Origin of the sequence: Chryseobacterium carnipullorum (genome assembly GCF_003815695.1) — a bacterium.
GTDB lineage: Bacteria > Bacteroidota > Bacteroidia > Flavobacteriales > Weeksellaceae > Chryseobacterium > Chryseobacterium carnipullorum.
In genome coordinates this window covers 3,307,814-3,319,278 of sequence record NZ_CP033920.1, presented here as the reverse complement: position 1 = coordinate 3,319,278, position 11,465 = coordinate 3,307,814, and the positions used below count along the sequence as shown (strand labels likewise).

Here is an 11,465-nt window from a genome sequence, read left to right as displayed (position 1 = left end):
TTTAAAACCCAACTGTCAGATAAAGCTGTGGTGATTACACTGAATTCAAACCGGAAATTTCATTTATTTTTTTTAACTTTATTTAATTTCCGTTACAAACTGTTCTATCGGTTGTCTTACTTTTTTCAATGGAAACAGCCAGTCTTCATCTGTTTTACGCCTTCCCAAAGCCAGTAATGTTACAGACCTTAATCCCTTTTCTCTCAGTTTCAAAAACTCATCCAAACCCTCTTTATTGAAACCTTCCATTGGAGTTGCATCCACCCCTAACTGAGCCGCCGCCACAATTGCGACCCCCATACCGATATGTGCTTGTTTTGCAGTATGGTGGTACTGTTCTTCTTCGGTGAAAGTAAGAAACAATTGTTTCAAACCAGCTACGGTATCTGCAGTGGCAGTATTGGACACCCCTCTTTCATTATTTGTGTAGTTGTACACGCTATCAATTTGTTCATCTGTAATCTTATCCCAAGACGTAAAAACAAGCAGATGCGAGCTTTCTATAATCTGTGGCTGTCCAAAAGCGATAGGCTGAATCTGTTTTTTGATTTCCGGATTACTTATTTTGACAATATGAAAAGGCTGCAGTCCTGCGGAAGTTGGCGCTAATCTCGCGGCTTCAATAATTTCGTTTACAAGAGCTTCGTCGAGTTTTTCTCCGGTCATTCTTTTGGTGGCATATCGCCAGTTCAATGCTTCTAAAATGTTCATTATGTATTGATATTTTATTTTAATTGATATACTTCTTTTAGAAATTCGTTAAGCGGAGCCGTAGGTCTTCCCAATAACTTTTCTAAAATATCGCTTTTTATTTCGTACTGATGATTTTTGATGTCAGCAACTGTTCCGCTCAAAAGATAAATTGGAAAATCAGGAACACCCGCTTCTTTCAAAATATCATGAAAAGCATCTGCATCTGCGTTTATATATTGAATTTCTTTACCCGTAATTGCCTGTAATCCATTGGCAATGTCATGATATGAATAAACATTACTCCCGGTAATGTCATAAGTTTTATTTTCGTGCCCGTCCTGAAATAATAAGTTTGCAGTTGCTTCGCCCATTTCTCTACGAAGCGCGTAGGGCACTTTCCCATCGCCACCAGGCAAAAATATCCCCTGTTCAACTATTTTTTCTCCGGCAATAAGAGGAATGGCATCTGCATACATGGTGTTTCGCAGAAAAGTATAAGTCAAACCTTTTTCTTTGATATAGTCTTCAGTTTGAAAATGGTCAATCATCAAATCTTTAACATGAGAAGTTTGAATATCCCTGATTCCAAGACCTGTGTAAACAATGTGTTTAATATCTGTTTTCAGAGCGGCATCTACTACATTTTTATGTTGTTCAAACCGGTTCTGTTCCATTGTAGAAATCAGTACCAACTTCTCAATACCTGCAAAAGCAGTTTCCAAACTAGCAGGATCATCAAAATTACCCATCCGAACTTCTACTCCTTTTATTTTTAGTGATGATGCTTTCTCTTCATTTCTTGCTAAGGCAACAAATTTATCTGGGGCCGTGATTTTCAACAATTGATCGATTACACTGGATCCCAGATTTCCTGTTGCACCTGTAATTAGAACCATATATTAACTTGTTTTTTAATTGTAGTGAAGCATCTTATATAAATGCATAAAATAAATGTAAATTAAACTTTTATACTCACTGTCCTCCGGCATTTCCGCCGTATTGCTCGGGTTGTGCGGAAGTAGCAAACTCTTCCATACGGGAAATTAACCCATTCGTTACGGTGTAAACCTGTACCCAGCTATTTCTGATATGAGAGTTATCCTCATTGGAAATAAAATGCTCGTTTCCTAGAACTACGACCTTATTGCCTTCCTCAATAAATTGAGTTTTATTGAAGTACACCACTCGAAGCGCATTGATGTTAAATTCAAAAAACATACGAACACCTTCTTTTCCTTTAAATTTTGCTGCAGGCATTATTTGGGTCCCATGATAGATACATACCGCATCATCACTGAATGTTTCAACGATTCCGTCTATGTTTTGACTGGCAAATTCCTCAAACATCTTATCGATAATTATTCTAACTTCTGTTGTCATATTTTGTTATTTATATTGTGGATCTCTGTATATAATTTTCAACAAATTTATAAAGATGAAAAGTTAAAAATAGCATCAGTTTCCATCTTGAAAGTAAGTGTGATATTAGAAAGAAACGTATTAATTTCACTTAATAAGAGATTCAAGTATGGAAAAACAAAATGATACATTCTGCAGATTCAGAATAAATGCTGTAAAGGATAGTATGGAAATATTAAAAGGCAAATGGAAAATACATATCATCTTATGACACGTGCCGTTTTAAATACAAGCCTATTACTGTTGAATATGATTTAACCAATTTTGGAAGGACTCCAGAACCTTTTATTGATACTATCGCACAATGGGGTATCGACTACAGAGAAACTCTTTTCGGTAAAAAAGAATTTTAATAATCCGGGGCAATAATATATTTTAATGCACCAAATTATATTGCAGAAAGTTCGGCTGAATGAGACAACCGGTATATCGTTGTCTTTTTTTACAGCCATAAAAAAATCTTTATCAAAATTTTATAATCTGACATTCAGTATCCGATATGGTAAGCGTAACAAGCTTATTCTGACTGAAATAAGCAGTCTGAAATTTTCTCAATATTAATCTGTGATACCCTGTCAGAATTTTAAACAAAAAAAATCCCGCATTAACGGGATTTGAATTACTTATATTTAGATTTATTTGATCTCTACAGGAACTGAGATTTTATCCCAATCCATTGTGAATCCATTACTGTTTATTTTATACACTAAAGTTTCCTGTGTTGCTGGTAAAGCTTTTGTTTTTACATCTACACGTAAAGCATCTTTTGCTTCTTCGTATTTATAAGCACCCCATTGTTTTGGCTCTTTGTTAAAAATCGCGGTCCAGGTTCCACTCTCTTTAGGGATTAAGAAAAAGCTGTATTTACCTGCAGGCAGCGGTTTACCCTGAACGGTGATGTTTTTATCCGTTTCGAAAGTTGTTGCTTCATTGGCTCCCGCACGCCAAACTTTATTATAAGCTTCCAAACCACCCCAGATGGTACGCCCTTTTACAGAAGGACTGCTGTAGGCAATGGTAATGGTTGCATCTTTAATTTTCCCCGTTGCAGTAGCCGGAGGGCTGGCAGGTTTTTTAGTGTCCTGGGCAAATGCATTCACTGACATCGTCATTGCAGCAAAAAGTACAGTAACAGATTTGATCATTGTTTTCATAATATAATTGTTTGTTGTTTGTTGTTTGTTGTTTGTTGTTTGTTTACGAATTTACTGCTTTCGGCTTATAAAACAATAACCCCATTGCCGAAAATATAATGACGGCCGCTGCCCCAATGACGTTGAGCCAAAGGAAAGAAACGATATCGAAGTTATAAACGGCAATAACCACGATTTCTGATAAAATGGCAGCAATAAATACATTTGAGCCGGTAATTTTTTTATAGTAAAATGCGACCAGAAAAATGCCCAATATCGGACCGTAGAAAAGAGAACCCAATACATTCACCGCTTCAATAAGGGAACCCATCTGAGTAGCAAACATGGCTACACCAATTGAGAAAATACCCCAGGCTAAAGTATGCAGTCGGCTGTACTTCAGTTCCGTGACATCATCAGGAATTTCTTTTTTAAATATCAAATGTACATCTTTTAATGAGCAGGCGGCAAGGGAATTCAGCGCTGCAGAAATGGAACCCCAGCTGGCCAGAAAAATGACGGCAAACAGTAAGCCGATCATCCCTACAGGCAAGGTATTTTTCACGAAATACAGGAAAATATAATTGGTATCCGTTTTCTCCGCATTATAGTTTGAATGATTGATTGCTTCCTCTACCCTGCCGTGCAGTGCTTTTACCTGGGTTTGCGTATTTTTAAAATCCTGAATTGTTTTGTTAAGTTGGGGAGAATGAGTTTCTTTCAACTGTAGAATTTCTTTCGATTCTGCATTGAATTTTAATTGTAAATCCTGATGCTCTTTTTCAAAAACCGCAGCCTGTTCAGGTTGTGTTTCCTTTAAATGTTGATAAGAACGTTCATTAAAATAAATCGGAGCCGGTTTTAGGGAAAAGAATGCGAAAAGCAAAGCACCGATCAGGAGAATAGCAAACTGCATCGGAATTTTAACCAATCCGTTCAACAGCAAGCCCATTTTTGCATTGGTATTGTCTTTCGCAGTAATATATCGCCCAACCTGGCTCTGGTCTGTTCCAAAATAAGAAAGTGCCAGAAAAAAACCGCCAATCAGTCCGCTCCAGATATTGTATTTATCTTTCCAATCGAATTCTGTGGTGATGACATTGAGCTTTCCGGATTTCCCCGCCAGATAAAGCGCATCCTTAAAACCAATTCCATTCGGCATATTCTGAATAAGCAGATACCCTGCAAAAGCCATGGTTCCCAGAATAATAAGAAACTGTAGTTTTTGGGTGTGAGCGATCGCTTTTGCACCGCCAACATAGGTATAAATCAACAGAATTCCACCCGTTAAAACATTGGTTAAATAAATGTTCCAGTTTAAAACGCTTGACAAGATGATACTCGGAGCGTAAATGCTGATCCCTGTTGATAATCCTCTGGAAAAAAGAAAAAGCAGTGAAGTGAGTACCCTTGTTTTTTTATCAAAACGGTTTTCTAAATATTCATAAGCAGTATAAACATTTAAGCGCTGAAAAATCGGGATGAAAGTGATGCAGATCACAATCATCGCCAAAGGCAACCCAAAGTAATACTGAACGAAACGCATGCCGTCTGTATAAGCCTGCCCCGGTGCTGACAAAAATGTAATGGCACTTGCCTGCGTAGCCATAATCCCTATCAGCACAATGTACCAGGGCATTTTGTTATCTGCTTTCAGGTAGGATTCGTTGCTTTTTTGGCCACGACCGATGAATACGCCGTAAACCACCACTGCAACCAGTGTAACAATAAGAACGGTCCAATCTATAGTACTCATGCCCAGGATTTAGTAAACCAATAATAAAATACGATCTGCAATACTAATGCAGCTGCTAATAATACGTACCAGGTATTCCAATTTTTAAGTTGATTGTTCATTAGTTTTTCTGTGCAGATAAAAAGTTAAAAAATAAACGTGCCGCCCCAATATTTCCCGCAGGCAGCTGTCTGAAAAATGCCAACGGTGTATAGATAAAATTACCCTTTCCGTATTTGGCATATAAAGTAGATCCCTGCAGAGGCTCTTCACCGGTATCGTGCATTTCAAAAAGCGGTTCATACGCTGCATCCCATTGAGCTGGGAAATAGGCACCACGCTCCTGTACCCAGCCTTTAAAATCATCCGCAGTAATTTTGTTCGGGAAGTTCAGTAATTTATGATTTGGATTTAAAAAGGTAACCGCAGCATTTTCTTCGGTAACCCGCTTGTTGGCAATACTGAAATTGTACATTCCCAATTGGTCAACGGTTGTATCCTGGTTGGTGTTATACTGCATCACCAGATTACCTCCGGCTTTTGTATAAGACCATAAAAAAGGCATCCAGCGGCCCAGCTTTTTCTCTGTATTATTGGCACGAATACCCAATACGATGGCATCATATTGCGATAGCTTGTTTTGACTACCATTTCCGCCAGATTCATCTATGTTGCCATAAAAATCTTCGTCTTTCAGGACCTCTACCTGAATACCTGCCATGCGTAGAAACTCAGGAATGAAATCGCCCGCTCCTTCTATATATCCCACTTTTTTAACCTTAGCCTGAATATCGCCTTTCATTACGGTTACCGTTGCAGGCGCAAAATATTGTAAAGAAGGTAAATGCGGGTACTGAATTAATATTTGTTTTTTATTATACGTGACTCCATCTGCAACAAAATTGGCATCCAGTTGCAAGCGGGATGAATGTATTGCGGCAAGCTTGGTTTTTGGAATAAAGTAATCGATAGTAGTATCTTTTCCATTGAGCGAGCTTACATCAGCGCCGCCTAAACGTTCTCCGTTATACATCAGGTTTAGTGTACCGTTACTGAACTTTATGCTGGAATTCGCCTTAACATTTAAACTCAAATGTAAGTCTTCATTTTCTTTGACCACATAAAGGGGTTGCGTAAATTTCAGTTCCAATGCAGGAACAATGCGCAAGCCTTCGACTACATCACCCCGCACCGGGTCCAATTTCTTGAAAGATAAAGGAAGTTTAACCTGAAACTTTTCCGAACCGATTTTTAAACCAACCCAAACATTCAGTGGTGATTCTGCCTCAGGCAAACCGATTAAAGTATCACTTGGAACAGAGAAAGTTGCTGCGTTCGTCGGAGATTTCGCCAACCAGTAAGGTTCTGTGAGTGCGGCATCTGAAGGAATCTGAAGGTCATGCTGAATGGTAATTAAAGAATCTTTTGATAGTTTTCTGTTGAAACTTTCTGACTGATTTAACCATTGTACATTTTCTACAACAACAGGATCTGAAGCTCTTGAAATCAGATTTAACCTGAAATTGTAATGATCCCCGGCAACCGCTTCAGCCTGATTGGTCACTACCTCGCCCATAAATCCGGCACAGCTTAAAATGATTTTATCGAGTGTCGCAATTTTATCCTTTTTTAGATCTATATCTTTTAGCGCCATGACCTTTTTTCGCAAAGCAAGCAAAGAAGGTAAGCTGAGGTCAGGATTGTTGAAATTGAAAGTTGAAATAATTTGATCTAATGATTGGTCAATATCAGCGCTTCCTTGTGAAGTCCAGGTTTTAGTTACTCCGTCAAAAAGGGTTGCTTTTGCAGGTTCGCCAGTAACGTGGGCAAAATATTCAGTTCTGATGCCAGCTACAGACTGTGTTCCCGCCCCCTGGCTTTTATGTAAACTTCTGCTTAATCCTGCCAGTTCACCATAGCCCATTCCCAGTTGTGCATCATATTGCCCAACGGTAACTTTCAGTTGATTTTCAGCGGTCGTATTGACCCCACCAAAGCGGAAAGTATTCCACAATACGCGTTTTGGCTGCCATGCATTAACATATTTGAGTTGATCCGGGAAAGCCGTTTTATCGCCTGCCAGCTTAAAAGCTTTTTCCGCCACCACAGCCGAAGCCGCATGTTGTCCGTGACCTGCCGCAGCAGTGGGAGGAAAACGACAAATGATCACATCCGGACGAAATTGACGGATCACCCAAACGACATCCGCTATAATGCTATTTTCATCCCATTGTTTAAAAGTATCAGTCGTATTTTTAGAGAAACCGAAATCAATCGCCCGGGTAAAAAACTGTTGGGCGCCATCTAACTTTCTTGCTTCTAAAAGCTCATGCGTTCTGATTAAACCCAATGCAGCCCCTTGTTCTGTGCCCAATAAATTCTGACCACCATCACCTCTGGTTAAAGACAAATAGCCCGTTTCTACATTTTGGTCGTTGATTAACCAGGAGAGCAATCCTGTATTTTCATCATCAGGATGAGCCGCAAGGTATAAAACTTTAGGCAGCTGTTTAAGCGTTTTGAGCTCGCGGTAAATTTCAGATGATTTGGAAGGCCGGACCTGCTGGGCCGAACAAAAAACCGTATAAAAGCCAAGAATAAATACAGTGCTTACTTTTTTGAACATTTGAATTTGCTTTGCAGGGCAAATATAAGTAAATCATCTTTCTTTCAACCTTAAAAGATTTAAACTGTGAATTTCACAAAAAAAGCTGTTTAATTTTTTTATTAAACCAAAAAAGCCACAAAAGATTGAAACACATAAGTGAGCTTAAGAGAATATCCTGGCGCAAAATAAGTCCACATAAGTTTTAAAAAATCTTTGATTTTTTTCTTCAGTGTACTTTTATGCTGTATTATTTTAAGCTTTCTAAAGTGTACTAAAGTGTTCCAAATAATAGATTGTATGAATTTCATTGTGTTGGAAGAATTGGAAACCTGTAAAAGTGTAAACAGGTTTTTTATAAAAATGTTAATGCTACTTCTTATATCAATAAACCAGATTGATGATAAAACATACAGTACTCAATAGATCATGTTTGAAATTATTTTTTGATTAAAAAGATAAACGCAAAGTTCATTAATGATTCCGCTTTATTGTAAGTAGGCAAAGTGATGCGACTTTGTCGCTGATGAAGCGGTATGCGTGTACACCCACTTCGACGAATCAACGAAGTTGATTCTATCCTTTGTTCACTTACAATCAACAGTTTCAAAAATGAAAACTTTGCGTCAGAAAAACACATCATCATTATATTAATCACCTTTATCAACAACTCTCAATCTTTTTTATCCTGAATTGGTTTCAGCCATTTTCTTGTCTCTCCTCCTTTGAAGAATAAGGTGCGCCGCTTCCAGCATTTTAACCGTATGAATGTAGGGCATCACGATATTCCTTTCCGGTAGATTTTCATAGACGCCCATTGAGAAATAGACGATTCCGGACATAAAATAATCAAATTCTTTGAGGGTGTATTCCCTGAATGCTTTTTTGAAAACCAGCAGAGGATTCCGGTATTCCTTCTCCGAAAGCAGGCCAAGAACCAACGGAGAAATCTTCTCCGGCTGGTTATTGACAGCCCATTTCCTTTCCTTCAGCATGATGAGATACCCTGCCCGGATCAGCGACCTTATCGACTGATGAAACTGGAAGATGACCGCCGGATCTTCATGGATCCAACTATTCCTCTTTACCGCATAGTTCATCATTTTGCTTAGTATTTCTTTGGAAACATCCAGCTCATTGAACTGAAAGAAGGTTTCCATCAGCTGCAACCCGGAGTGCTTTTTATCTGCCCGAAACCGGGGAGCAAAATCTGTTTTTATCTTTTTCATTGTTTGTATTTTTTTATAAATGTAAGAAAAGAAATCTAATTACGGTCGATCGACCGTGATTTTTTATTATTTAATTATTTCATTTGCTTTATGACGGATATAAACGAAAAAATTTGTTTATACATTACAAAAAAATGGTTGATACCTTGGCTTCAAGAAGGCAAGTCACAAAATTCTTTTGCCAAAAATCATGGTGTAGAAGAAAGTACCATTAGAAAAATTAAAAGTGAAGAAACTTACAGAATACCCGTTGAAACACTTTTTAAAATATGTGAAGCAAGAAAAATTAGTTTATCTGATTTCTTTAAACTTATAAATGAATAAACCCGGCAACGTTTTAATCAAGCTACCACAAAAATGATTATAAAATTGTTATAAGACTTTTAATTTTATGAAGCCTTTATTTATAAATAAAGAACTGAAAGCAGACTCCAAATTAACCCGAGATTTAAATTCCCAAAATGGAAATGATTCAGAAGTTATTTCTGCTGCTAATCTTATTCAAGCTCTCAATGCTGAGTTAAGATGGGGAACTAGAAATGAAGATAATTCGAAAATTGATTTGCTTTTGTCTTTCAATCATCCTTGGATAATAGGAAAAAGAACACTTCTTCTATGTCAAGTAAAATCAGGTTCATCTTTTGGAAAAATCACTAACAATACAATTAAGTTATATTCAAAAGGAATAAAAGAAGCTCAAAAATCCCAAAATGATATTTGTTTAGTTTGGTACGACCATTTGACTAGAGAAAATTATTGGGCATATATTCATAGTAACAGTATACCAAAGGTTGTTGAACTTGGAAAAAACCATATTTTGTCTCCCGCAACTAAGTTTGAAGTTGCAAGATGTATAAGTAGAAGCAATAAGCTAAAAAATTTCAATTCAAGAGGAGTAATTCTAAACTTCAAGAAAATCAAACTAATCCCTATTTCCAAACACAGAAAAAATATTAGAACTTCATATAAAAATATTAAAAAAATCAATAATCCACTTTATGGTAATATAGAAATATCTAAATATGGATGGAAACATATGTTTAGAAAAACTCGATTAAAAAGCTACAAAAACGATTCTTTAATTGTAATTCCATATTTAAAACAGCTACTATCTTTTCAACCGGATAGACATTGGGTTATTTCATTTGAAAATAATAAGCATAATCAATTTACTATCTTAAAATATGAACATGTTCTCAGATATGAAAAAATAAAGAACAATGAGAATGATAAAACCTATGAGGTTGTAATAAAATTGATTGAAGAAGTTGGGTTTCCTACAAATTGGAAAAACGAAAACTTACTATCACAAAAAGTATTCAGAAAAACTGTATTAAAAAGTTGTAGTTTAAAGAAAATGGTCTAATGCAAGATGCAGATGTGTTCGTACAAATTTTGATTTAGCTATAAACAAATATTGTACACCTAAAGGTACCATTAAGCATCTTCCTTTAAAAGAATTCATTAGACCATAGCTAATTTAATAAAAAAAACAGATTGTTAGATATTTCAGAAATAAGGATGATGTAAATTGATATTATAAGATTTTTTGACACAAGCAATACACTACTCTCCAAAGTCTCCCAACTTTGAAGCAAGGCCATCTCCCTTTAAAATAAGCAAAAGCTAATAAGCAAATCCAAGTCTATTTTTAACATACTTACTTTCTTCCTCTCTTAATTTTTGATTGGTCATGATCTCATGTTCTTTATCTTTTTGAACAACCTTAAACCAACTTATGGCAGGAATCATCCCGCTAGAATGTAATTCTAGTCTGATGATGAACTCATCTGTTGGCTTTCGGTGATTATTAATATATTGGCTAAGTACAGTCGGCTTAACACCTACTTCAACAGCAAAGTCCTTATCTTTTTTATCCTGTCTGCTAACATATTCATTTAAAAAAAATCCAAAACTAAGAGCTTCCACATATTGGCTGTTATCTGTATAATCTTCCAATTGAAACTTTAGCTGTAACAATCCGGAATACATTTGTTGCCTGTGCGTACGATTTTCAAATTGGTTTCGGCGGGCTTTCCAAAAATCATCTTCCTCTTTTTTCTCCTTCGCGCTCAAAACTTTATCCGCAGGGAAGACAAAAGCATCCGCAAGTTCTTCACCTGTAAACTTTGAAAAATTGGTTTCCTTAATTTCTTTCCTGTTTGTCTTCATAATATTCCTGAATTAATTGTAATGAATTTTCTCCTTCAGTGATCAAATACATTTTAGTGGACTGTAGTCCATATTGCTGCATATAATGTCTCTCAAGCTTTGTTTTTGGCTTTAAGCAAACAAATCCTTCAAACCCTCTTTTAAATGCTTCTTTACAGACAAATGCAATAAGGCAGCCCGCAATCCGGCTAAATTCCTGCGCTTGACCAACATTTTCTTTGGAGGCCGCCAAAAGCCTGATTTCCAAAGCATAATCTTGAGACCGTTCCTCCATAGATAACAGCCCTATGGGTTCTTCTTTCCCCTCTACGGTTAATTTATAAACATGAAAGGCTTTTTCTTTGTTCCAATTAAAATCAAACCGTTTAGTTTTATTAATTTGCGAAATTTCAGCAGCAGCAATTTTAGTTATTGTTGCAGCCTGTTTCTCACCCGTAATTTTATTTAATACGTACATTGCTTAACAAATATACAAAAAA

The 11,465-nt window shown here is 36.7% G+C and carries 12 protein-coding genes; 3 read left to right on the top strand and 9 right to left on the bottom strand.

Annotated elements, in window-relative coordinates:
- Positions 1-78: 78 nt before the first annotated feature.
- The 3 genes from EG346_RS14950 to EG346_RS14940 form a co-directional block, all read right to left on the bottom strand.
- Complete coding sequence (locus tag EG346_RS14950; RefSeq protein ID WP_073335653.1) at positions 79-711, bottom strand: nitroreductase family protein; 633 nt, start codon at positions 709-711, stop codon at positions 79-81.
- A 14-nt stretch (positions 712-725) separates the two neighbouring features.
- Positions 726-1,589, bottom strand: coding sequence for an SDR family oxidoreductase (locus EG346_RS14945; RefSeq protein WP_123879650.1), 864 nt, complete (start codon positions 1,587-1,589; stop codon positions 726-728).
- Between the two features lie 76 nt (positions 1,590-1,665).
- Positions 1,666-2,073, bottom strand: coding sequence for a nuclear transport factor 2 family protein (locus EG346_RS14940; protein WP_123879648.1), 408 nt, complete (start codon positions 2,071-2,073; stop codon positions 1,666-1,668).
- Between the two features lie 236 nt (positions 2,074-2,309).
- Between EG346_RS14940 and EG346_RS25135 the strand changes: the two genes are divergently transcribed.
- Positions 2,310-2,465, top strand: a complete 156-nt coding sequence (locus EG346_RS25135; protein WP_228426754.1) for an HxlR-like winged helix-turn-helix transcriptional regulator — start codon at positions 2,310-2,312, stop codon at positions 2,463-2,465.
- 282 nt (positions 2,466-2,747) lie between these two features.
- On the opposite strand, the gene EG346_RS14930 is transcribed toward EG346_RS25135, so the two are convergent.
- The 4 genes from EG346_RS14930 to EG346_RS14915 all read right to left on the bottom strand — a co-directional run bounded on the left by EG346_RS14930 (position 2,748) and on the right by EG346_RS14915 (position 8,814).
- Positions 2,748-3,266: a DUF2911 domain-containing protein gene (locus tag EG346_RS14930; RefSeq protein ID WP_123879646.1), complete on the bottom strand. Its 519-nt coding sequence runs from the start codon at positions 3,264-3,266 to the stop codon at positions 2,748-2,750.
- A gap of 43 nt (positions 3,267-3,309) precedes the next feature.
- The gene (locus EG346_RS14925) at positions 3,310-5,001 is read right to left on the bottom strand and encodes a sodium:solute symporter family protein (RefSeq protein ID WP_123879644.1); all 1,692 of its coding nucleotides are present in this window, start codon (positions 4,999-5,001) and stop codon (positions 3,310-3,312) included.
- Positions 5,002-5,101: 100 nt separating this feature from the next.
- Positions 5,102-7,606: a PIG-L family deacetylase gene (locus EG346_RS14920; protein ID WP_123879642.1), complete on the bottom strand. Its 2,505-nt coding sequence runs from the start codon at positions 7,604-7,606 to the stop codon at positions 5,102-5,104.
- A gap of 662 nt (positions 7,607-8,268) precedes the next feature.
- The gene (locus tag EG346_RS14915) at positions 8,269-8,814 is read right to left on the bottom strand and encodes a hypothetical protein (RefSeq protein ID WP_123879640.1); all 546 of its coding nucleotides are present in this window, start codon (positions 8,812-8,814) and stop codon (positions 8,269-8,271) included.
- A gap of 90 nt (positions 8,815-8,904) precedes the next feature.
- On the opposite strand from EG346_RS14915, the gene EG346_RS14910 reads away from it, so the two are divergent.
- The gene (locus tag EG346_RS14910; protein WP_047486272.1) at positions 8,905-9,138 is read left to right on the top strand and encodes a helix-turn-helix domain-containing protein; all 234 of its coding nucleotides are present in this window, start codon (positions 8,905-8,907) and stop codon (positions 9,136-9,138) included.
- A 67-nt stretch (positions 9,139-9,205) separates the two neighbouring features.
- Positions 9,206-10,180, top strand: coding sequence for a hypothetical protein (locus EG346_RS14905; protein ID WP_123879638.1), 975 nt, complete (start codon positions 9,206-9,208; stop codon positions 10,178-10,180).
- A 260-nt stretch (positions 10,181-10,440) separates the two neighbouring features.
- Here the strand turns inward: EG346_RS14905 and EG346_RS14900 are convergent, their stop codons facing one another.
- Complete coding sequence (locus EG346_RS14900) at positions 10,441-10,986, bottom strand: helix-turn-helix domain-containing protein (RefSeq protein ID WP_123879636.1); 546 nt, start codon at positions 10,984-10,986, stop codon at positions 10,441-10,443.
- Positions 10,961-11,443: a hypothetical protein gene (locus EG346_RS14895; RefSeq protein ID WP_123879634.1), complete on the bottom strand. Its 483-nt coding sequence runs from the start codon at positions 11,441-11,443 to the stop codon at positions 10,961-10,963. Before EG346_RS14895 ends, EG346_RS14900 begins: the two co-directional genes overlap by 26 nt.
- Between the last annotated feature and the right edge of the window lie 22 nt (positions 11,444-11,465).